Source organism: Ruegeria sp. A3M17, assembly GCF_003318255.1.
Classification (GTDB): domain Bacteria; phylum Pseudomonadota; class Alphaproteobacteria; order Rhodobacterales; family Rhodobacteraceae; genus Ruegeria.
Genome location: NZ_QOCF01000025.1, coordinates 136628 through 159518, shown reverse-complemented (window position 1 = coordinate 159518; position 22891 = coordinate 136628). Strand labels below are relative to the sequence as shown.

Below are 22891 nucleotides of genomic sequence, written 5' to 3'. Positions count from 1 at the left end.
AATCCTGAAGTGAGTGACCTGAGCCATTTACCGACTTTTAGACCGGTCCAGAATTGGGTCCGCATACAATTGAAGGGGCGCGCAGCCAAACGCAAAGCGGCGGCCTTATCGGTTACGAACCTTGGCGCGGAACAAATGCCGTTTGAGCCGATCAGGCTTTACCGGGTACTGCAATTCCGGATCGATACGGCGGACACCGCGGCCCGACGCGCCAAGTGGGCAGGGGGTCGGTTGTTCAACCTGCTCAGCGGCCAGTCGACACAATTCATTCCGCTATATGGAACGCATGTTAGGCAGGTTTTGTCTGCTGCCGGGCAGAATGTGCCCGATGGGATTGTGCCAGCAAAACGGTATGAGTTGCGGTTGGATTATGCGAAACGGGCCTATACGGCGTTGATGGCCGATCTGGACCAGGCGAAATAGAAAAGGGCGGCCAAGGCCGCCCTTTGTGTCTGACAGATGAACAGAGCGTTTACAGCTCCAGCAGTTCCTTGACCTTGGCGACGGTCGCCTCGGCGGTGATGCCGAAATGCTTGTACAGCTCACCAGCGGGGGCCGATGCACCGAAGCTGGACATACCGATGAATCCGGCTTTGGCTTCGCGACCACGTTCGCCCAACAACCAGCGATCCCAGCCACCGGCGCGGACTGCGGCCTCAATCCCGACGCGGACGGGGCCGCCCGGCAATACGCGCTTGCGATAGGCTTCATCCTGCTGCGCAAACAGCTCCATCGAGGGCATAGAGACGACGCGGGTGCCGATGCCTTCGGCCTCGAGCATTGCTTTGGCTTCCATCGCCAGCGAAACCTCAGAGCCGGTGGCGATCAGAATGGCCTGACGTTTGCTTTCCGCATCAGCCAGAACATACGCACCTTGCGCAGTCAGGTTCTTGGCCTTGTGATCCTTGCGCACCGTCGGCACGCCCTGACGGGTCAGCGACAGGACCGAAGGGCTGTCCTTGAACGTCAGCGCCAGCTCCCATGCCTCAGCCGTTTCAACCACATCGGCGGGACGGAACACATAAGTGTTCGGTGTCGCGCGCGAGATGGCCAGATGCTCAACCGGCTGGTGGGTCGGGCCGTCTTCGCCCAGACCAATCGAGTCGTGGGTCATCACGAAGACCGTAGGCACCTTCATCAAGGCGGCCAAACGCATCGAGGGGCGGGCATAGTCGGTGAACGCCATGAACGTGCCGCCATAGGGGCGGATACCGCCATGCAGCGCCATGCCGTTCATCGCGGCGGCCATGCCGTGTTCGCGGATTCCGTAGTGGATATAGCGACCCTTGCGGTTTTCCGGCAGGAACACGCCCATATCCGCAGATTTGGTGTTGTTCGACCCGGTCAGGTCGGCGGAACCGCCAACGGTCTCGGTCATGATCGGGTTCACCACGTTCAGAACCTTTTCCGAAGAGGCGCGGGTGGCAAGTTTCGGCTGATCTTCCGACATCTGCTTTTTGAACGAACGGATGGCACCGGCCAGCTTCTTGGGTGCATCAAACGCATAGGCGCGGTTGAATTCGGCCTGTTTGCGTTCGGAAATCTGCGCGAAACGCTCTTCCCATTCGGCGCGCTCAGTCGCGCCACGGGCACCGATGGCCTCCCAAGCTGATTTGACGTCAGCAGGGACCACAAAGGCATCATGGGGCCAGCCATAGCCGTCTTTGGCGGCTTTCAGCTGATCCTGATCGGTCAATGCGCCGTGACCTTTGGAAGTATCCTGTGCGGCGTGACCCAGCGCAATATGGCTTTCGCAGGCGATCATGGATGGTTTGTTCGACGATTTGGCTTGCACAATGGCCGCATCAATCGCGATCGGATCATGGCCATCGATTTCAATCACGTTCCAGCCCGACGCCTTGAAACGGCGTACCTGATCGGTGCGATCGGCAATATCCACGGTGCCGTCGATGGTGATGTTGTTGTTGTCCCAGAAAACGATCAGTTTGCTCAGCTCATGACGCCCCGCCAGGGTGATGGCCTCTTGGCTTACGCCTTCCATCAGGCAACCGTCGCCTGCGATCACATAAGTATAGTGATCGACTACTTTTTTACCGTAGTGCGCACGCTGGATTTCTTCGGCCATGGCGAAACCAACTGCGTTGGAAATGCCCTGACCCAGTGGTCCGGTGGTGGTTTCGATACCGTTCACCAGGAAGTTTTCCGGGTGACCCGCAGTTTTCGCACCCAGCTGGCGGAAGTTCTTGATCTCATCCAGTGTCACGTCCGCATGACCAGTGAGATACAACAGAGAATAGACCAACATCGAACCGTGACCAGCAGACAGGATGAACCGGTCGCGATCAGGCCAGCTCGGGGCCGAGGCGTCGAATTTCAGGTGCTTTTCAAACAGCACGGTCGCAACGTCGGCCATGCCCATCGGCATACCGGAATGGCCGGAATTGGCGACGGCGACGGCGTCAAGGGTCAGGGTGCGGATGGCCGCAGCCTTGTTCCAGTGTTCAGGATTGGCATTGCGCAGCGCAGTCAGGTCCACGGGCGTTGTTCCTTTGGATTACAGGCAGATGGGGCGCTCAATACCATCCACCCCCCAAAGTGCAAGTGGAACCGGGGGTTGCGTCGCGTTCGTGGTTCAAGAATGCTGTCCAAGTGATTGAAAGCAAACAGTGGGTATTTTCCGTTTCATTCGGTTAGACTAGGCCAATACCCGGCCTGTATTGATTCGGATGGGCCGCGAAAAAGTGAACCTTGGTAAAGAGGTGGCAGGGGCATGAGCCAGATCGAAGAATTACAGCGCCGTATCGTTGCCGCGATGGAGAGGATTGGAACCGGTGTCGACGCCCTGCGTGACACGGTGCCCGCAAGTGGCGGTGATGACACCGCTTTGCACACGGCATTGGAAGACGAGCGCGTCGCCAATGCGCAGTTGGAAGAGCGGCTGAAAACCCTCAAGGAACGGCACGAGAAAGAAGTCGACGCTATGCGCGCCGACATGGATGCGCTAAAAGCAACGCCAGCCGAAGATCCTGAAAACGGCGCGTTGCGTCAGCAGCTTTCAGAGGCCACCGCCAAATTGGCGGCGGTCGAAGCGGCCAGGGCCGAGTTGGCAGAGGCTAAAGTTGCATTGGAAAACCAGGACGAACTGGTTGTTCTCAAGACAGAAAACGATGAACTTAAAGCGGTTGTGAGCAAAGCGCAGTCGCTGGAAGATGAGAATAAAAAGTTGCGGTCCGAATTGGCCGACAGCGAGCGTGTTGCAGAGTTAAGCTCAGAGCTTGAGATGCTGCGTGCCGAACGTGCCAGCCACGGCGCGGCCATGTCGCGTTTGGATGATGATCTTCAACGTATGCGCAAGGCGAATGAACAACTGCGCAACTCGGTGGGTGAGTTGCGGGCGGCCAGCAAGGACGGTCTGGCTGATGCCGAGCTGTTGAACCGCGCGACTGTGGCCGAGCTTGAGGCGACGAAGGCTGCGCAGGCGACAGATGCAGCCGAAGCTCAGGCAGTACTTGCCCGGCTGGAACCGTTGCTGTCGCAGGCAAAGCTGGCTGAGGGAGAGGTTGAGTAATGCCCGAATTGAACATTCATATCGGTGGCCGCGGTTTTGAAGTTTCGTGCCAGGACGGTGAAGAGCCATTTCTGCAATCTGCGGCGAAAATGTTGGATGACGAGGCACAGGTTTTGTCTGATCAGATCGGTCGGATGCCCGAAGCACGCATGCTGTTGATGGCCGGGCTGATGCTGGCCGACAAGACCGCCGCTACAGATGACAAGCTCAAACGGGCAGAGGCCAAGCTGGCCGAGGTTGAAGCCGAATTGCAAAGCCTGCGCAACCGGCCCGAGCCCGAACCTGAAAGGATTGAAGTGGCCGTCGTCCCGCCTTCGGTCACGGACACACTGGCCGAGCTGGCCGCACGCGCTGAGGCCCTGGCCTCGGTGGTTGAGGAGAATACGGCGAAATGAATGCGTTTAAAACGGCAGCGTTGGCCGGTTTGTTCGGCCTACCAGGGGGCTTGGCCTGGGCGGACATGGATATCCTGCCGGTTACCTTCACCTGCCAGAATGGCGTTGAGTTGCAGGTTGCGTATTTCAATGCGTCCGACGGCTCCGGTGCAGCGGCGATGATGGTAGACAACCAATTGGTTGCCCTGCAGCAAGTGCCCAGCGGATCAGGTATTCGCTATGAATCCAAAGGAGAGACCGGGTCGTATATCCTTCGGTCAAAAGGGTGGGATGCGACCGTCAGCTTTCTGGCGACCGGAGGGGCCGCCAGTGAGCAGGTTGTTCTGGAGAATTGCAGCAGTCGCTGATCAGGCGTTTGCTTCGCGGATCTTGTCGGCGGCGTCCTTGTCATAGGTCACACCGTTTTCGTCAAACATCGTGTCGAGTTCGCCTGACAGGGTCATTTCGGTGATGATGTCACAACCACCCACGAATTCACCTTTGACGTACAGCTGGGGCACGGTCGGCCAGTCAGAATAGTCCTTGATGCCCTGCCGCAGGTTTTCATCCGCCAGAACGTTCACGTCGGCAAAGTCGACGCCCATGTAGTTCAGCACGCCCGCCACGCGGGACGAGAAGCCACATTGAGGCATCTCTTTGGTGCCTTTCATGTAGAGCACCACATCGTTGGCTTTGACGGTTTCGTCGATCTGAGTCTTAACGTCGGTCATCTTGCTTGTCCTTTTCACCCGCGTCGAGGGCGGTCGTTTCATCCTGTGACGGGTCGGGGACCCATCCTTCTTCCTCTAGTCGCCGATGCTCGGCCTGTGCCAATGCCAGCGGATCCAACCCGTATCTTTCAATGCCGCCGACTTTGCTGATCTTGTCCGGGTCCGGGCGCATGTCGGCCAGCTTACGCTTTCTGTTGCGCTTCACATAGGCTTCGATAAGCGCCGCGGCAACTATCAATGCCGCGATTGCTGATATCCACACCAGCCATGTACTCATTTCTTCGGAGCCATGGCTTTAGCATATTCCTGAGGGTCTCTGGTGACCCGGGAAACTGTTACGTGCCCGCCACCGCCACCCAATACTGTTCCGTGGTCTATCAATTGATCGCCTTGACCAGGTTGCACGCCCCGAATTTTCTCAGAGCGCTCATTTTTTATCACAGATCTGACAATAAGGACGCTGCCGACGACTGCGATCAGCCCGCAAACGCCATATATCAAAAACGTTGTGATCATTCAGGCACTTTTGTGGTCAACGCCAGCGCATGCAACTCTCCGTCCGCGCCGTCCATCTTGCCCTTCAGGGCCGAATAGACCGCGCGCTGCTGTTGCACCCGGTTTTTCCCGCGAAAGCTCTCGTCCACGACCATTGCGGACATATGCACGCCATCGCTGCCGCCAACCTGAATCTCCGCATCCGGAAAGGTTTCACGCAGTAGGGCTTCGATTTCGTGGGCGCTCATCGACATGTAAGTTTCTCCTGAAGGTCTTTCTCAAGATGTAGAGCGCCCGGACGGGGCGTGCAAGGGGAGGATAGGGGCCCTGAAACGACAAAACCTGCGCCGGGACAGGCGCAGGTTTCATGTTGCAAAGATTGCTTCGGTGTTAGGCGACAGCCTCAGCAAAGCTGGTGCGGAACGTGGTAGCCAAATCCTCTAACGCAGCCTCAGAGCTGCCAACCCGAATGCTGTCGCCAGTGAACCGGCCTACAGACACCAGAGGGACGCCTGCCTGACCAGCAGCGATCATCAGTGCCTCGGCCTGATCAAAGTTGCACGCGACCAGATAACGGGCCTGATCTTCGCCGAACAGGAACTCGGTCGAGGCTTCATCGAGGTGAACGCCGACGCCTGCAGATTCCGCCAGCTCAAAGGCGGCCAGCGCCAGACCACCGTCACCCAGATCGGTGCAGGCCTTGATCATCTCACGGTTGGCGCGGATGAACTCGCCGTTGCGTTTTTCGGCATCCAGATCAACATGTGGTGCGTCGCCGTCTTCGCGGTTGAACACTTCGGCCAGCAGGGCGGACTGACCAAGATGGCCATTGGTTTCGCCGATCACCAGTGCCACATGCCCCTCGCGGACCTCATTGCCGATGATGTCGTCCGTGTGAGTCAGCAGGCCAACAGCGCCGATGGTCGGGGTCGGCAGGATCGCCTGACCATCGGTTTCGTTATACAACGAGACGTTGCCCGAAACGATTGGCATATCCAGCGCGGCTACGGCTTCACCGATGCCCTTGATCGCGCCGACGAACTGGCCCATGATCTCGGGCTTTTCGGGGTTGCCGAAGTTCAGGTTATCGGTGGTCGCCAATGGGTTGGCCCCAACGGCGGTCAGGTTGCGGTAAGCCTCGGCCACAGCTTGCTTGCCGCCCTCTACGGGGTTTGCCCGTACATAACGAGGGGTTACGTCGCTGGTGAAAGCAAGCGCCTTGTCAGTGCCGTGCACGCGGACCATGCCTGCGCCCAGACCCGGCGTGCGGGCGGTGTCTGCCATGACCATGGTGTCGTACTGTTCGTACACCCACTGCTTGCCTGCGTAGTTTGGCGAAGCGAGCAGAGCGCGCAGACCGTCGATCGGATCGATTTGTGGGACTTCGGTCAGCTCTTCAGCTTCCGGCGTCGGCTCCCACGGGCGGTCGTATTCTGGCGCCGTCGAGGACAGCTTGGACAGGACCAGATCGGCTTTGACCTCGCCGTTGTGGAGGATCAAGAAACGGTCTTCCGCGATGGTTTCGCCGACGATTGCGAAATCCAGGTCCCATTTTTCGAACACGGCGCGGGCTTCGGCTTCAAGCTCGGGCTTGAGGACCATCAGCATGCGTTCTTGCGATTCAGACAGCATCATCTCATAGGCTGTCATATCCTCTTCGCGCTGGGGAACGTTTTCCAGATCCAGACGCACACCCAGACCGCCCTTGTCGCCCATTTCAACGGCGGAACAGGTCAGACCGGCCGCACCCATATCCTGGATCGAGATCACGGCACCGGTCTGCATCAGCTCCAGCGTCGCCTCCATCAGGCGCTTTTCAGTGAACGGGTCTCCGACCTGAACAGTGGGGCGCTTTTCTTCGATTGTGTCATCGAACTCAGCCGAGGCCATGGTTGCGCCGCCAACACCGTCACGTCCGGTTTTTGCACCCAGATACACAACGGGCATGCCGACGCCCGACGCCGCCGAGTAGAAAATCTTGTCGCTGTCGGCCAGACCAGCGGCAAAGGCGTTCACAAGACAGTTGCCGTTATAGGCAGGGTGGAAACGAACTTCGCCACCTACGCAAGGGACACCAAAGCAGTTGCCGTAACCGCCAATGCCTTCGACCACGCCGTTGACCAGCTGGCGGGTCTTGTGGTGGCCGGGCTCACCAAATGACAGCGCGTTCATCGACGCGATGGGACGCGCGCCCATGGTGAAGACGTCGCGCAGGATGCCGCCAACACCTGTGGCCGCACCCTGATAGGGTTCGATATACGAGGGATGGTTGTGGCTTTCCATCTTGAACACCACCGCCTGACCGTCGCCGATATCCACTACGCCGGCATTTTCGCCCGGTCCGCAGATTACCTGAGGCCCAGAGGTGGGCAGGGTGCGCAGCCATTTCTTGGACGATTTGTAAGAACAGTGTTCGTTCCACATGGCCGAAAAGATGCCGAGTTCGGTAAAAGTCGGCTCGCGCCCGATGATCCCGAGGATCATATCGTATTCGTCGGGCTTCAGCCCGTGTGCAGCAATCAGATCCGGGGTGATGGCGGGCTCTTGCATCGTTTGTCCTTGTCCAGGTTGGCCGGGATTGCGGGCCTTTTAGGGCAAGGTGCCGCTTGTGGAAAGGGTCAAGTCAGCGCAGGCCAATTGTGAAAGTAAAAAACGGAACCGGCGATTGGGCCGGTTCCGTCTGTTGTTTGGACCTTGCGCGTGTCATCCGCTGACTTATCAGCGGATGATCCGATGTCGTTAAGCTGGGTTTTGCGCCTTTCTGGACGCATCCGCCGCCGCAGCGCCAACTGCCGCTTTTTGCTCCTCAGTCAGGTTTTCAGCTTCGTCCAGTCCCGGGATAGCGACGCGAACTTCGCGACGGGCAAAGTCGATACCGTTTTCCTTGAAGGCAGCCTTGACCCGGTTGAAGATCTCTTTGCGCAGGGTGAACTGCTTGCCCGGTTTGGCCATGAACTTGCCGCGGATGATCATGCCGACATCGTCAAAGTCGAACACGCCCTGAGATTTGAAGGGCTGCAGGAAGCCGTCCTTGTGAACTTCATCCTCCATCATCTCGGCACCGATCTTCTTGAAGATCTTCTTCACCTTGTTGGGATCTGTATCGAAGGGCACGGTGAATTTCAGCTTCATGATGACCCAGTCGCGGCTGAAGTTGGTGATCTTCTGAATCTCACCATATGGGATGGTATGTACCAGACCGCGGTGGTGGCGCAGTTGCATGGAGCGGATCGAGATCTTTTCGACCGTACCCATGGTGCCGCCGATATCGACATATTCACCAACCCGGAACGCATCGTCGATAAGAAAGAAGATTCCACCGACAATGTCCGAAACCAGCTTTTGGGCACCAAAGCCGATGGCTAGGCCAAGAATACCGGCACCAGCCAGCAGCGGCGTGATATCTAGACCCAGCGCGCCAAGCGCGAGCAGGACAAAGATCACCGCAATCGCGACCTGAGCAGTCACGCGCAGCAGGGGCAGAACCGTCGCCAGACGTGATCCACCAGAACCGCCGCCTTCGCCCGCTTCCTGATCGGGGCTTTCTTCAGCCGCAGTTTGTTCCTTGGCCAGCCGCCGGTTGATCCACAGCGAAACGACTTCGTTCAGGATGTATCCAACAGCAATGATGATGAAGAACTGTATTAGCTTGCTGCCAGACTCATCTCCACCGCCCGCGATTTCACTGAGGTCGAGATCCCAAGCCCGGGCGATCATCAGGATGACAAGAATACCAGCCAAAACTCGACCGATGCGAATATAGCTGCGTTTGGTAGACTTGTATGCGCGCTCGGCCACCGGCCCTCCGCCCAGCATCGGCGGTTGCAGATGGCGAACCAGCCCACGTATCAGCGTATCCAAGGCAGGTGCGATCAGCAGCCAAGCCATGGTGGTGAAATGCGCCCCCTTGACCAGCAGCGCCAAGGACGAAGGATTGCGTTGCGCTACGATAAACTCGACCAACAACCAGATTACAGCCGACACGCCGATTGCGAAGTAGGGGTAGTAGTGGGCGACTTCCTCATCAAATTTGGAGTGATCAGGGTCGGTACCCAACATCATCTGAGACAGGCCTTCGCGCGCTGTCCAGGCGATCACACCGATATAGATATGGGTTGCCAAGTTTAACCAGAAACCAATGCGCGTCTCATCACCTGTAATGCCGTTCAGCCTGTTGAAATGAAGCAGGAACAGCGTGAAACCAATCAATAAAAGCAGACCGATCAGGTTGCGGTGTAGGTATTTCGCCCAGTGATCATCGATGTTCACCAGCCGGTAGTGAGGTTTGCTTGGTGCAAGTACGAACCGCGAGGCCGCGGCGCCCAAACGCGGAATCCAGATCAGGTAGAAAACGAAGGGTGCCGCGTAGGTGATTTGTTCCGGAGTCAGGAGCCCACGCCCGACCGCGCGGATGACGACATAGAACACGACCAATCCTGCGATCTCGCGGCAAAACCGGCGAAACAGGTAACTGACAGCGCCCCAAAGGTCATTTTCATCCCCGGCTTCGGCATGTTCGTGCCACCGCCGAGTAAGGAACTCGAACAGCTTCTCCGCTAGGAAGCCGACGACAAGCACACTGAGGACTAGGCCCAGCAGTTTAAACGCGCCGGTAGTGCCAAAGGTTGCCGAAAAGTTCTTGAAAGCGTCGGCTTGTGCACTGAATAAGTTCGGAATCGTGACAATAACCTGTGTCCACGAAGCCACCATTTCGGCCCAGATCTCATTGATTTCCGTGATTGGGTCTTCGCGCTCTTCCGCTTCGGCGGCGTTTTTTTCCGCAACCGCGTCCAGACGCTCCAACAAGATCGCGCGGACCTGATCATCGGACATACGTGCGACCATGTCATCGACTTGTTCGGGCGTCAGATCCTCGGGAATTGTGACGGTAGTCGGTGCACTAGAGGTACTAGTGATCTGGGCAAATGCCGGTCCAGATAATAGCGCGATGGAGAAGAACGCCATTAACAGGCGAGTGAGGTGAAACATCGAATCTGTCCTCGACCATAAGTCTTGATGATTTTTTCGTGATCATAGGCTTAAGTGCAGGATTTTCCCAGATGTTTCACCCATTCAGATATGAATTTAGTGTTGCGGGCAAAAAAAAGGCCGAGCACTAAGCTCGGCCGTAGTCCAACAGGGAGGTGAAGATGATGAGCGTTACAGCATCACCGCCTTCGATTGCTCATTTAGGTGGCAGTTTGTGTACTATCAAGGTTTTATAGGCTGATCGCAGATCATTGCCGCTATGCTACTGGTGCATAGCTACAGTTTTCCCATCTGCTTCAACTGTTTACGCTGCGCAATGATCTCATCCTGAACAAAGTCGCGGAACGCCGCAACGCGTTTGGAATGGCGAAGTTCCTCGGGGTAGGCGAGATAAACCGGGACATCGGCGGTTTCGATATCCGACAGGATCGACTGCAGATGCGGAAAGTCATGGGTCACGTAATCCGGCAACACACCGATGCCGAGGTTGTGCAAAACACCCTGTAAAACGCCGAAATAGTTGTTCACCGTCAACAGCGAGGTCGGATTGTAGGTCATCAGGTGCCGGACCATCATCGCGCTCGCACCGACCTGCGGGGCCGAGGGGGTCTGGCAGATCAACCTGTGTTTCGAGATGTCTTCGGGACTTTCCGGGCTGCCGCGTTCTTCCAGGTATTCCGGCGTAGCATAAAGCTGCATCTGCACGGTCATCAGGCGTTTTCGCACCAGATCGGCCTGGCTGGGCTCTTTCATGCGGATAGCTACATCGGCCTCGCGCATCGGCAGGTCGAGAACACGCTCCTCCAGCATCAGGTCGATGTTCAGATCGGGGTATTGCTCGTATAGCTTCGGGAGGCGCGGCGCCAGCCACAGTGTACCGAAGCCAAACGTGGTGGTGACGCGCAGAACTCCGAACACTTCTTCTTCGCTATCGCGAATGCGGGCAGCGGCGGCGTCCAGACGTTTTGACATGGCTGATGTTGCGTCAAACAGCAACTCACCCTGCTCGGTTAGAATCAGGCCACGGGCGTGGCGGTGAAAAAGCGTCGAATCAAGCGACTCTTCAAGCGCTCGGATCTGCCGGCTGACCGCGGATTGGGACAGATTCAGCTTGTCCCCCGCATGAGTCAGGCTGCCCGCATCCGCAACCGCGTGAAATATCCTTAACTTGTCCCAATCCATCGCCGCAACTTTCGTTATCCTTCCGAAGCCCTATATGAAATAGGTAACAAGTTCTACATTCAAACTGTTGAAACGTTACAATAACAGACTGGTAGGTTCTATACAGGTCAGCTTTTTTGACCTAAAATGCGTATGAATGAAGCACACTGATCTGACGAGGGGAGGCGTCTGATGAGTCAGCCACAAATATCGCTAAACGACCGGTTCGATCTTGAGAAAAACCCCGTTCTTTTGAACGGCACACAGGCGCTGGTGCGTCTTATGCTGATGCAGAAGGCACGGGACAATGAGGTGGGCCTGAATACTGCGGGTCTTGTGACCGGATACCGCGGCTCGCCCCTTGGGGCTGTAGATCAACAGATGATGCGGGCCCAGAAACATCTGGCTGAAAGCGATGTGACCTTTCAGTTCGGGCTGAACGAAGATCTGGCCGCCACGGCACTATGGGGCAGCCAACAGGCTGGTTTGCGCGGCGACGGCAAGTTCGACGGAGTCTTTGGACTTTGGTACGGCAAGGGGCCGGGCGTCGACCGATCCGGCGACGTGATGCGCCACGCAAACATGGCCGGAACCGCCAAACATGGCGGCGTTCTGATGGCAATGGGCGATGACCATACAGGTGAAAGCTCGACCGTGTTGCATCAGTCCGAATGGTCTTTGGTCGACATGTACATGCCCGTGGTCAGCCCCGCAGGCGTGCAGGAAATCTTGGACTATGGCATCTACGGGTTCGCACTCAGCCGGTTTGCAGGCGTTTGGGTAGGCCTGAAGACGATGAAAGACACGATCGAGGTTACTTCGGTCGTAGATGGCAGCCCGGATCGCATGAATGTGGTGGTTCCCGAATTCGACATGCCTGAAGGCGGTTTGAACATTCGGTTGGGTGATACACCGCACCTACAGGAAGCGCGGGTCATCGACTATAAGCGGTTCGCGGCCGAGACATTCTCGCGTGCCAACAAGATGGACAAGCGCATATGGGGCAAGCCGGGTGCGAAAATCGGGTTTGTAGCGGCCGGCAAGAACTGGCTGGACCTGACGCACGCCATGTCACTGCTGAATATCGATGAGGCCGAGGCCGAACGCCTGGGCATTACGACCTACAAGATTGGTCAGACATTTCCGCTGGATATGGCGGGTTTCCACGACTGGGCTGAGGGTTTGGACCTGATTGTAATCGTTGAAGAAAAACGAAAGCTGATCGAGGTTCAGGTCAAAGAGGCCATCTTTGACGACCGCCGCGGGCGCCGTGTCTACGGTTGGTACAAGGGCGGGGCCGGGACCTTGCATCGGGAAGAGCTGTTCCCGACACGTGGTGCGCTGGATCCGATCATGATCGCCGAAAAGCTGGGCGATATTCTGATCGAGGAAGGGCGCGATACAGACGGGGTGCGCGCCGGGATGGCTAAGCTATCCGAGGCGCGCCGGGCGGATAATGCAGAAGAGATTGCAACGCGTTTGCCGTATTTCTGTTCAGGCTGCCCGCATAACAGTTCGACCAAACTGCCCGACGGCAGCCGGGCCTATGCGGGGATCGGCTGTCACTACATGGTGCAGTGGATGGATCGGGAAACCACCGGGTTCACCCAGATGGGTGGAGAGGGTGCGAACTGGATCGGCGAAGCACCGTTCTCGACGACCGATCACGTGTTTCAAAACCTGGGCGACGGGACATACAACCACTCGGGCGTTCAATCGATCCGGGCGGCGCTGTCGGCAGGAACCAACATCACCTTCAAGATCCTGTTCAATGATGCCGTCGCCATGACGGGCGGGCAGGACAACGAAGGTGATCTGAGCGCAGAGCGGATCGTGGCCGAGGTCAAGGCCATGGGCGTGCAGCACGTGGCGGTGGTGTACGACGAAAAAGAAGATGTGAACTTCAAGGCGATGCCGTCCGGCGTGGAAACCTTTGAGCGCGCCGAACTGATGAACGTGCAGAAAAAATTCCGCGAGATCGAGGGCGTCTCGGTCATCGTCTACGTTCAGACCTGTGCGGCAGAAAAGCGTCGTCGTCGCAAGCGGGGTACATTCCCGGATCCGGATAAGCGCGTGTTCATCAACTCGGACATTTGCGAAGGATGCGGCGATTGTGGAGTTCAGTCGAACTGTGTCTCGATCGTTCCGAAAGAAACCGAATTGGGGCGCAAGCGCGCTATCGACCAGTCCAGCTGCAACAAGGATTTCTCTTGTCTGAAAGGGTTTTGCCCGTCTTTCGTGACGTTGGAAGGGGCCAAGATCCGCAAAGAAGCCACGACCGAGATCGATTTGCCGGACTTACCGATGCCCGTTCTGCCGACGATCAACGGCACGCATAACGTGGTCATTACCGGGATTGGCGGGACTGGAGTGGTCACCCTGGGCGCCGTGATGGCGCAAGCGGCTCAGATCGACGGCAAGGGCGCCGGTATGATGGAGATGGCGGGTCTGGCCCAAAAGGGTGGCGCGGTTCACATCCACTGCCGTTTGGCCAACCGACCCGAGGATATCAGCGCCATTCGTGTGGCTACAGGCGAGGCGCATGCACTGATCGGAGGCGACCTTGTTGTGTCCGCTGGGGCCAAAACCCTGGGTCTGACGCGCACGGGGCAAACCGGTGCCGTGGTAAACAGCCATGAAACCGTCACGGGCGACTTTACCCGCGACACCAACTTCCAAATCCCCGGCGATCGACTAGAGCTTGCGCTGCAGGCACGGCTGAAAGAGGGTCTGTCGCTGTTCGACGCCACCGATCTGGCGCGCGCGGTGATGGGCGACTCGATTTACTCCAACATGATGGTTTTGGGTGCCGCGTGGCAACGTGGTCTGTTACCGATTAGCCATGAAGCAATGTTACAGGCGATCGAGTTGAACGGGACCGCGGTTGAGCGCAACAAACGCGCCTTTGACATCGGTCGCTGGGCGGTTCTGCATCCGCAGGAGGTCACTGCGATTTTGAGCCCACAGGTGACTGAGTTGCCAAAAACTCTGGATCAGTTGATTGATTTCCGAACGCAGCATCTGACGGATTATCAAAGCGGCCGTCTGGCAAAGCGTTACCGTAAGCTTGTCGATAGCTTCGAGGATGAAACCGTCAAAGAGGCCGTCGCAAGAGGGTATCATAAGCTGTTGTCTTACAAGGACGAATACGAAGTTGCGCGCCTGTTGTTGCGTAGTCGGGAACAGGCTGCGGCCGAGTTTGACGGCGACTTCAAGATGACCCTGCACCTTGCGCCACCGATTTTGGGTGGCAAGGACGCAGAGGGTCGGCCACGCAAGCGGGCATTCGGAGAGTGGATGTTGGGTGCGTTGAAGCTGCTTTCCAGATTGAAAGGCCTGCGTGGTTCTCCACTGGACATCTTCGGCTACAGCACCGAGCGACGGATGGAACGCGCCTTGATCCGGCAATATGAACACGATCTCAAAGAGATAACGCCGTTGGTTACACCACAAACTCACGATGCGGTTGTCGCTTTGGCCAAGCTGCCGCTTGAGATTAAGGGCTTTGGTCCGGTACTGCGCGAAAACGAGGTTAAGGCCGCGAAAAGGCGGGAGGAGTTGTTGGCGACCATCCGAAACGGAGGGCCGGAAATGCGTGCCGTCGCGGAATAATCCGTCACAAGCCTGTCACGATAGCTAGGCAAAATTGTTACTTGCCATTATCTAGCGGATGCCAAGTACCGGAGTCTGAAATGCCCTCGCGCCGCCACGTTGCTCGTGACATCTCCTATGCCTATTCTGCTGAAACCAAAAGCGGACGTATGGTCATCAAGTTGATGGAGAACACAACTGGTCGCCTGCGTCTGATCAAGCGAGCCGATGGCTATGAAAAAGAGGTGGCCGAAGGGCGCGATTTCTGGTCGGTCATGGTCGAGCGGTACGGGCTTACGCTGGATGTGGTCGGCGGGTCGTTGTCGAACATTCCCAGAACCGGGCCGCTGATCCTGATTGCCAACCACCCTTATGGCATTCTGGACGGAATGATGATGGGTCACATTTTGTCCCAAATGCGCGGCGATTTTCGCATTCTGGCAAACCATGTGTTTCGCAAGGCTGAAGACTTGGACAACATTGTCTTGCCGATATCGTTTGAAGAAACGAAAGAAGCGATGAAGCAGAATATTGAAACGCGCAAAACCGCGTTGAATTATCTGGGTGATGGCGGTGCCATAGGGATTTTTCCGGGTGGCACGGTGAGCACGGGCTTAAAGCCGTTCTCACATCCCATGGACCCGGGCTGGCGTGGGTTTACTGCAAGAATGGTAGCCAAATCCGACGCGACTGTCATGCCTATTTTCTTTGACGGTCACACCTCGCGCTTGTTCCAGATCGCAAGCCATTTGCACAACACTTTGCGCATGGGATTGCTGATCAAAGAGTTTAAGAAACGGGTCGATACACCGGTTAAAGTGGTCATCGGAGAGCCGATTTCCCGCGACGAATTGGACCCGTTGGCCACCGACAAACGCAAGATGATGGATTTCTTGCGCAAAGCCACGTATGAGCTGTCCCCAAAGCCGCTGAAGTCCTATGACTACGGCTATGAATTTGAGGAACGGCATCGCGCCTAAAGGGGCAAATGGCAGTAGGCATCTTTGATTCCGGGTTGGGCGGCCTGACCGTCCTGAACGCCGCGCAGAAACGTCTGCCGGACGTGGATTTTCTGTATTTCGCGGACAGCGCACACGCGCCCTATGGGGTGCGGGACGCCGAAAACATCTATGGCCTGACACGCAAGGCTGTAAACGATCTGTGGAACCGGGGCTGTGATCTGGTGATCCTGGCCTGCAATACCGCCAGCGCAGCCGCATTGCGCCGTATGCAGGAAGAAGGTGTGCCCGAAGGTAAACGCGTGCTTGGCGTGTTTGTTCCGCTGATCGAGGCGCTGACGGAACGGCAGTGGGGTGATAACAGCCCGCCGCGTGAAGTCGCGGTCAAACACGTGGCCTTGTTCGCAACGCCCGCCACAGTGTCCAGTCGCGCCTTTCAACGGGAATTGGCGTTTCGGGCCATCGGTGTAGATGTCGAGGCTCAGGCCTGCGGTGGTGTGGTCGACGCGATTGAAGACGGTGATTTGATTCTGGCCGAGGCGCTGGTGCGGTCCCATGTGGACGCACTGAAACGCAAGATGCCCGAGCCGCAAGCCGCGATTCTGGGTTGCACTCATTACCCACTGATGGCGGAAACCTTCCAGCGGGCCCTAGGTTCGGATGTGCAGGTGTACAGTCAGGGTGATCTTGTGGCCGAAAGCCTTGCGGATTACTTGCAAAGGCACCCAAAAATGCAGGGTGATGGCGAAAGTGGTTTTCTGACCTCCGGCAAGCCCGCGTTTGTCAGTGATAGGGCAACGCAATTCCTCCGACGACAAATCACCTTCGAGGCTGCCTGACTTAGGTCAAGGACGCAGCCTAGTTGATCCCGTAATTCAACGACCGTCACATCGGCGATCGTATCCTGTGACACACTGAAACAAGAGGTCTCACATGACCCATAGAATCGCAATTTTGGGCGCATCTGGTTATACCGGCGCCGAACTGGTGCGGCTGATCGCCGAGCACCCGAATATGGATATCGTCGCGCTGGCTGCCGAGCGTAAGGCCGGTCAGTCGATGGCGCAGGTCTTTCCGCATCTGCGGCACATGGAATTGCCGGATCTGTGCAAAATCTCCCAGATCGATTTCTCGCAAGTTGACCTGTGTTTCTGCGCTTTGCCGCATAAAACCAGCCAAGAGGTCATTCGCGATTTGCCCAAGCCCCTGAAGATCGTCGATCTGTCTGCGGATTTCAGGCTGCGCGACCCCGAAGAGTACGAAAAGTGGTACGGAAACCCGCATGTGGCAATGGAGCAGCAGGAAGAGGCCGTCTATGGCCTCACCGAGTTCTATCGGGATGAGATCCGTAATGCGCGCCTTGTGGCCGGAACCGGATGCAATGCGGCGACTGGGCAGTACGTGCTGCGCCCGCTGATTTCGGCTGGCGTCATTGATCTGGATGACATTGTTTTGGATCTGAAATGTGCGGTGTCCGGGGCCGGGCGGTCGCTGAAGGAAAACCTGCTACATGCAGAGCTGAGCGAAGGGTATAACGCCTATGCGATTGGCGGCACGCACCGCCATCTGGGCGAGTTTGATCAGGAATTCTCGGCTCTGGCCGGGCGGACCGTTCAGGTGCAATTCACACCACACCTGATCCCGGCCAACCGCGGAATTCTGGCGACGACTTATGTCAAAGGTGACCCGGCCAGCGTGTATGAGACGCTGGCTAAGGCTTACGTAGACGAACCTTTTATCCAGATGCTGCCATTTGGCGAAGCGCCCTCGACCCACCATGTGCGTGGATCGAACTTCTGCCATATCGGTGTGGTCGCCGACCGGATCGAACGCAGGGCCATTGTGGTCGGCGCGCTGGATAACCTGACAAAAGGTAGCAGCGGACAAGCCTTGCAGAACGCCAACCTGATGTTAGGTGAGGATGAAACCCGGGGTCTGATGATGGCCCCTCTCTTCCCGTGAGGACGGTATGAAAACGCTCAAGAAACGTCGTCGAATTCAGGTCATTGTGCTGGCAGCCGTCGCTTTGGCGCTGTCGACGGCGCTGATTGGGTATGCCATGCGGGACGGTATCAATTTCTTCCGTTCACCAAGCCAGGTAATCGCCGAGCCCCCGAAACCGACCGAAGTGTTTCGGATTGGCGGGCTGGTCGAAGAGGGCTCGATCGTGCGGGGGCAGGGTAAGACGGTACGCTTCGTTGTAACCGATGGTGGCGATAGTGTTCCGGTGGCATTTACCGGCGTTCTGCCGGACCTGTTCACGGAAAATCAGGGAATGATCGGCACCGGATCTTATGTAAACGGTGTTTTTGAGGCCACTGAAATCCTTGCCAAACACGATGAGACCTACATGCCGAAAGAGGTCGTCGATGCCTTGAAGGAACAGGGCGTCTATAAGGAGGTCGACGGAGGCTGATCCGGGACCGAAATCTAGTTTGAAAAAGGGCGTTGCGTGCACATGGCACACAGCGCCCTTTTTCATTGCCACGGATTAACTAATTTGCCCGAGCCTTTGCGCAATCACAGGCGGAGGGTGCGATGCAGACGGTTCGGCAAATTGCGACTGAGATCGTGGGGCGAGAGGGCGGGTTCGTAGATGACCCGGATGATCCGGGCGGCGCAACAAACTATGGTGTGACTGTTCATACCATGCAGCGTCTGGGTCTGGATTTTTCTGGTGATGGAGTGGTGGACCAAACGGATGTGCGAAGGCTCAGCAAAGCACAGGCCATCGACATTTTCGTCCGACATTATTTTGAGCTTCCGCGCCTGAGACTGTTGCCCAAGATGGTCCAACCCTCGGTTTTTGACATGTACGTCAATGCAGGTGCGCAGGCAGTCCGGATTCTGCAGCGATTGTTGCGGGAAATGGGTTTTGACGTGGTCGTGGACGGTGTTGTCGGGCCGCAGACCACCAGCGCATGCCATATCGCAGCAAAGCCGGACCCGGTTACGTTCGCGGATGCCTATGGGGTCGCGCGCCGCAACTATTATTTCCGTCTCGCGGACCGAAGGCCCGCGTCCCGCAAATACGCGCGCAGCAGGGCGGGCGGTAAAGGGGGCTGGGTCCGACGGGCGGAAGAGTTTGTTTCACCCTCCTATCACCTGACAGATGCTGAGTTTCAAAAGAGGGTTTCACGATGGGATTGATCTCGGGTATTTTGGGTTTTTTGTTTGGAAACGAGCGCAACATCATACGCGAAACCGCCGAAGTCTTTCGGGAAAATGCCGAAAACGGCGCCGAGAGGAGTTTGCAGGTCCGACAGCAGACCGTCAGTCAGTTCGGGGCAGAATTTCAGGGCGCTGGAAAAGCTCCGTTTGATCGGTTTATCGACGGTCTTAACCGCCTGCCGAGACCGGCGATGGCACTGGGAACGCTTGGCCTTTTTGTTGCGGCCATGGTCGATCCGATCTGGTTTTCGGCGCGTATGCAGGGGATCGCCCTAGTGCCCGAGCCGTTGTGGTGGTTGCTGGGGGTGATCGTTTCCTTCTATTTTGGTGCGCGCCATCAGGCTAAAGCCCAGGAGTTGCAACGCGAAATTTCCGCAACAATGATGCGCACTCCGCAGGTGCTTGAGAACCTAAAGGCGCTGGCAGCGATGCGTAGCGACAGCGTGGGTGTGGCTAATCCCGGCCCGGACGCGGCACTGACAGCAGACATAACAAAACCCGACGAAAACCCAGCGTTAGAGACATGGCGGCGTAAAAGGACCGGCTGACCCGCGACACTATGTTCGCGGCAAGGGGGCGAAAGTGATTGGTGCTTGTCACGCAACAGGATTATATCCGGGGCATGATTACAGAACTTGGCCATTTCGCCCTGATCCTCGCTTTCCTCGTTGCAATCGTGCAGTCGATCGTTCCCTTGATCGGCGCAGCCAAACGCTGGGTCGGCTGGATGGGGCTCGCGGAACCCGCAGCAATCGTCCAGTTCTTGCTGGTTTCTTTTTCGTTCGGAGCCTTGGTCTGGGCGTTCGTGACTTCGGACTTTTCCCTGCGTGTGGTCGTCGAGAACAGCCATTCGGCCAAGCCGATGCTGTACAAGATCAGCGGGACATGGGGAAACCACGAGGGCTCGATGCTGTTGTGGGTTCTTATCGTGTCATTGTTCGGAGCGATGGCTGCGTTCTTTGGAGGTGGCTTGCCACCGACGTTGAAAGCGCGGGTTTTGTCGGTACAATCGATGATTGCGGTCGCCTTTTTTGCGTTCATCCTGTTCACGTCTAACCCGTTTGACCGGCTGATCGTTGCCCCGTTTGATGGTCGCGATCTGAACCCGTTGTTGCAGGACCCCGGCTTGGCCTTCCACCCACCGTTCTTGTACTTGGGCTATGTGGGTCTGAGCATGGCCTTCAGCTTTGCCGTTGCCGCCCTGATCGAAGGGCGCGTTGATGCCGCATGGGGCCGCTGGGTGCGTCCGTGGACGCTGGCCGCGTGGATATTCCTGACCATTGGCATCGCGCTGGGATCATGGTGGGCCTATTACGAGCTTGGCTGGGGCGGTTTCTGGTTCTGGGACCCGGTGGAAAACGCCTCGTTCATGCCATGGCTTTTGGCCGCTGCCCTGTTGCATTCCGCCATCGTCGTGGAAAAACGCGAAGCGTTGAAAAGCTGGACCATCCTTTTGGCCATCATCGCATTCGGCTTTTCGCTGATCGGGACATTTATCGTGCGTTCAGGCTTGCTGACATCTGTGCATGCCTTTGCAAATGACCCGGAACGCGGCGTCTTTATCCTGATCATTCTGGTGCTCTTCATCGGTGGCGCACTGACCCTGTTCGCGGCCCGCGCACAAGCGATGGAGGCAAAGGGTGTGTTCAGCGTGGTCAGCCGCGAAAGCGCGTTGATTCTAAACAACATCCTGCTGGCGGTCAGCTGTTTTGTGGTATTCTTCGGAACGATGTGGCCGATGGTGGCCGAGATGGCGTTTGACCGTAAGCTCTCGGTCGGGGCGCCATTCTTCAATGCGGCCTTCACGCCCTTCATGGTGGCTTTGGGAATTGCTTTGCCAATAGGGTCCATGTTGCCGTGGAAACGGGGCAAATTGGGCAAGACGGCCTATTCCTTGCGCTATGTGTTCATCTTGTCGGTCGCGTTGGCCCTGTTGGTCTGGGTTATGCAGACCGGACGCAGCGCCCTTGGGCCAATCGGACTGTTTCTTGGGGCCTGGATCACTTTAGGTGCGGCCGTTGACTTGTGGAGCCGCACCGGTCGCAAGGGCAGCATCCAACGTCTGTTCCGCTTGCCGGGCGCGGACTGGGGTAAAGCGGTGGCTCATACCGGGCTTGGCGTGACTATCTTTGCCATTGCCGGGCTGACCGCGTGGGAGGTTGAAGATATCCGCGTTGCGCAGCCCGGTCAGCCGTATGAAGTTGGGCAGTTCACACTGACGCTTGGAAACGTCCGCGAAGTTAAGGGACCGAACTATTTCTCAACCACTGCGGATGTTCAGGTTGAAAAGAACGGGCGGTCTATGGGCACGCTGCATCCCGAGAAACGCAATTACCCCGTTGCCCGGATGCCTACTACCGAGGCGGCGATCGACTATCGCTTTTGGGGCGACCTCTATGTCGTGATAGGGGACCAGCAAGCCGATGGTGGTTGGGTCATGCGGACCTACATCAAACCTCTGGCCAACTGGATCTGGGGCGGATGTATCCTGATGGCATTGGGCGGGATTCTGAGCTTGACTGACCGCAGGTTCCGGGTGGCAGCGGGTGCACGCAAAGCACCCTCGGGCGGAGTACCGGCGGAATGAAGCGTCTGATCCTGATTTTCGCCCTGATCGCATCGCCCTTGTTTGCGGTGCAGCCAGACGAGGTACTGGAGGACCCGGTCCTGGAGCAACGCGCGCGTGACCTGAGCACCGGCCTGCGCTGCCTTGTCTGCCGAAACGAAAGCATCGACGAAAGCAATGCCGAACTTGCCCGCGACCTACGTTTGTTGCTGCGCGAACGGCTGGTCGCGGGTGATACGGATGAAGAAGCGGTCGATTTTATTGTGGATCGTTATGGTGAATACGTTCTGTTAAAGCCGACGGTTACGGGGGCGAACCTGATGCTTTGGCTGGCCGGTCCGATCATGCTGTTGATCGCCACCGTGATAGGTTGGAGTTTTTTACGCAACCGATCTCAGGCGGTGGGCACGGAAGTCAAGGACGGCCTCAGCGAAGCTGAGAAAGAACGCCTGCGCCAGATTCTTGACGACTGACCCACCGTATTTCTTTCCCTTCGCATTGAATTGAGTCAGGGTTCCCCAATGCCGTGAGCATGGGGAGAGGACTACATGGATTATGAGGCTATACTGCTGGAAATCACTGACAATCTGGCAGTGGTAACCCTGAACCGACCAGACAAGATGAACGCGCTGACCGCACAGATGCGGGCCGAGGTCACCCATGCGATGACACACGCGGCCCGGCATGCGCGGGCAATCGTGATGACGGGGGCAGGGGGCGCCTTCTGCTCCGGTCAGGATCTGGGCGATTCTTCCAGCACTGGCCGGATTGATCTGGAACGCACACTGCGCGACGAATACGATCCCATGCTGGAGTCCATCTACAACTGTCCGGTCCCAACCATCGCAGCGGTCAACGGACCAGCAGCCGGCGCTGGGGCAAACATTGCGCTCAGCGCCGATGTGGTGATTGCGACTGAAAGCGCGTATTTCCTGCAGGCGTTTTCCCGTATCGGCCTGATGCCGGATGCGGGCGGCACTTGGTTCCTGCCACGCCAGATGGGGTTCGCCAAAGCCATGGGCGCGGCGCTGTTTGCCGACAAGATCAGCGCCAAACAGGCGGATGAATGGGGCATGATCTGGGAAGCGGTCGCTGACAACAAATTCGATGCGCATTGGCGCAAGAGGGCCGCTTATCTGGCAAACGGTCCAACCACTGCGTTTGGCGCAATCAAACAGGCGATCCGCGGAACTTACGACAACACTTTGCCGCAGCAACTGGAGATGGAGGCGCATTTGCAGGGTGATTGCGGCCGTTCGCGAGACTTTGCCGAGGGCGTCGTAGCCTTTACGGAAAAACGCCCCCCGAAATTCGAGGGGCGCTGA

22 protein-coding genes are annotated in these 22891 nt (G+C 57.3%); 14 read left to right on the top strand and 8 right to left on the bottom strand.

Going from position 1 to position 22891, the window contains the following annotated elements; all coding sequences use genetic code 11:
• Positions 1-69 precede the first annotated feature (69 nt).
• Positions 70-423: a hypothetical protein gene (locus DS906_RS13810; RefSeq protein ID WP_113790716.1), complete on the top strand. Its 354-nt coding sequence runs from the start codon at positions 70-72 to the stop codon at positions 421-423.
• Between the two features lie 49 nt (positions 424-472).
• Here DS906_RS13810 and tkt read toward each other — a convergent pair whose 3' ends face one another.
• A complete protein-coding gene (gene tkt / locus DS906_RS13805) occupies positions 473-2497 on the bottom strand; it encodes a transketolase (RefSeq protein WP_113790715.1) in 2025 nt (674 codons plus the stop codon).
• Between the two features lie 234 nt (positions 2498-2731).
• Here tkt and DS906_RS13800 point away from each other — a divergent pair, with 234 nt between their 5' ends.
• From DS906_RS13800 to DS906_RS13790, 3 genes are read left to right on the top strand one after another with little or no spacing between them, the layout of a single operon-like run.
• Positions 2732-3529: a hypothetical protein gene (locus DS906_RS13800; RefSeq protein WP_113790714.1), complete on the top strand. Its 798-nt coding sequence runs from the start codon at positions 2732-2734 to the stop codon at positions 3527-3529.
• On the top strand, positions 3529-3924 hold the full coding sequence (locus DS906_RS13795) for a cell division protein ZapA (RefSeq protein WP_113790713.1): 396 nt from the start codon (positions 3529-3531) through the stop codon (positions 3922-3924). Before DS906_RS13800 ends, DS906_RS13795 begins: the two co-directional genes overlap by 1 nt.
• Positions 3921-4271, top strand: coding sequence for an MliC family protein (locus tag DS906_RS13790; protein WP_113790712.1), 351 nt, complete (start codon positions 3921-3923; stop codon positions 4269-4271). The genes DS906_RS13795 and DS906_RS13790 overlap by 4 nt, the downstream gene beginning before the upstream one ends.
• On the opposite strand, the gene grxD is transcribed toward DS906_RS13790, so the two are convergent.
• The 7 genes from grxD to DS906_RS13755 form a co-directional block, all read right to left on the bottom strand.
• A complete protein-coding gene (gene grxD / locus DS906_RS13785; protein ID WP_113790711.1) occupies positions 4272-4634 on the bottom strand; it encodes a Grx4 family monothiol glutaredoxin in 363 nt (120 codons plus the stop codon).
• Positions 4621-4911: a hypothetical protein gene (locus tag DS906_RS13780; RefSeq protein WP_113790710.1), complete on the bottom strand. Its 291-nt coding sequence runs from the start codon at positions 4909-4911 to the stop codon at positions 4621-4623. The genes grxD and DS906_RS13780 overlap by 14 nt, the downstream gene beginning before the upstream one ends.
• On the bottom strand, positions 4908-5150 hold the full coding sequence (locus tag DS906_RS13775) for a hypothetical protein (RefSeq protein WP_113790709.1): 243 nt from the start codon (positions 5148-5150) through the stop codon (positions 4908-4910). The genes DS906_RS13780 and DS906_RS13775 overlap by 4 nt, the downstream gene beginning before the upstream one ends.
• Entirely contained in the window at positions 5147-5383 is a 237-nt protein-coding gene (locus tag DS906_RS13770) for a BolA/IbaG family iron-sulfur metabolism protein (protein WP_113790708.1), read from the bottom strand. Before DS906_RS13770 ends, DS906_RS13775 begins: the two co-directional genes overlap by 4 nt.
• A 136-nt stretch (positions 5384-5519) precedes the next feature.
• Positions 5520-7679: a phosphoribosylformylglycinamidine synthase subunit PurL gene (gene purL, locus DS906_RS13765; RefSeq protein WP_113790707.1), complete on the bottom strand. Its 2160-nt coding sequence runs from the start codon at positions 7677-7679 to the stop codon at positions 5520-5522.
• 189 nt (positions 7680-7868) lie between these two features.
• Positions 7869-10118, bottom strand: a complete 2250-nt coding sequence (locus tag DS906_RS13760; RefSeq protein WP_113790706.1) for a mechanosensitive ion channel family protein — start codon at positions 10116-10118, stop codon at positions 7869-7871.
• Between the two features lie 276 nt (positions 10119-10394).
• Complete coding sequence (locus DS906_RS13755) at positions 10395-11300, bottom strand: LysR family transcriptional regulator (protein ID WP_058271530.1); 906 nt, start codon at positions 11298-11300, stop codon at positions 10395-10397.
• A 171-nt stretch (positions 11301-11471) separates the two neighbouring features.
• On the opposite strand from DS906_RS13755, the gene DS906_RS13750 reads away from it, so the two are divergent.
• The 10 genes from DS906_RS13750 (at position 11472) to DS906_RS13705 (ending at position 22891) form a co-directional block, all read left to right on the top strand.
• Positions 11472-14891, top strand: coding sequence for an indolepyruvate ferredoxin oxidoreductase family protein (locus DS906_RS13750; RefSeq protein ID WP_113790705.1), 3420 nt, complete (start codon positions 11472-11474; stop codon positions 14889-14891).
• A gap of 80 nt (positions 14892-14971) precedes the next feature.
• Positions 14972-15850 carry a lysophospholipid acyltransferase family protein gene (locus DS906_RS13745; RefSeq protein WP_113790704.1) on the top strand — a complete coding sequence of 293 codons (879 nt, stop codon included), beginning with the start codon at positions 14972-14974 and terminating at the stop codon, positions 15848-15850.
• A gap of 8 nt (positions 15851-15858) precedes the next feature.
• Entirely contained in the window at positions 15859-16668 is an 810-nt protein-coding gene (gene murI / locus DS906_RS13740) for a glutamate racemase (RefSeq protein WP_113790703.1), read from the top strand.
• 94 nt (positions 16669-16762) lie between these two features.
• Positions 16763-17791, top strand: coding sequence for an N-acetyl-gamma-glutamyl-phosphate reductase (argC, locus tag DS906_RS13735; protein ID WP_113790702.1), 1029 nt, complete (start codon positions 16763-16765; stop codon positions 17789-17791).
• A gap of 7 nt (positions 17792-17798) precedes the next feature.
• Positions 17799-18245 (top strand): cytochrome c maturation protein CcmE, encoded by a 447-nt coding sequence (ccmE, locus tag DS906_RS13730; protein WP_108858699.1) that lies wholly within the window; start codon positions 17799-17801, stop codon positions 18243-18245.
• Between the two features lie 122 nt (positions 18246-18367).
• Positions 18368-18979: a holin-associated N-acetylmuramidase gene (locus DS906_RS13725; RefSeq protein WP_113790701.1), complete on the top strand. Its 612-nt coding sequence runs from the start codon at positions 18368-18370 to the stop codon at positions 18977-18979.
• Positions 18970-19548, top strand: a complete 579-nt coding sequence (locus tag DS906_RS13720) for a holin family protein (protein WP_113790700.1) — start codon at positions 18970-18972, stop codon at positions 19546-19548. Before DS906_RS13725 ends, DS906_RS13720 begins: the two co-directional genes overlap by 10 nt.
• A gap of 74 nt (positions 19549-19622) precedes the next feature.
• Positions 19623-21587: a heme lyase CcmF/NrfE family subunit gene (locus DS906_RS13715; protein WP_113790741.1), complete on the top strand. Its 1965-nt coding sequence runs from the start codon at positions 19623-19625 to the stop codon at positions 21585-21587.
• On the top strand, positions 21584-22039 hold the full coding sequence (locus tag DS906_RS13710; protein ID WP_113790699.1) for a cytochrome c-type biogenesis protein: 456 nt from the start codon (positions 21584-21586) through the stop codon (positions 22037-22039). The genes DS906_RS13715 and DS906_RS13710 overlap by 4 nt, the downstream gene beginning before the upstream one ends.
• A 75-nt stretch (positions 22040-22114) precedes the next feature.
• Positions 22115-22891: an enoyl-CoA hydratase-related protein gene (locus DS906_RS13705; protein ID WP_113790698.1), complete on the top strand. Its 777-nt coding sequence runs from the start codon at positions 22115-22117 to the stop codon at positions 22889-22891.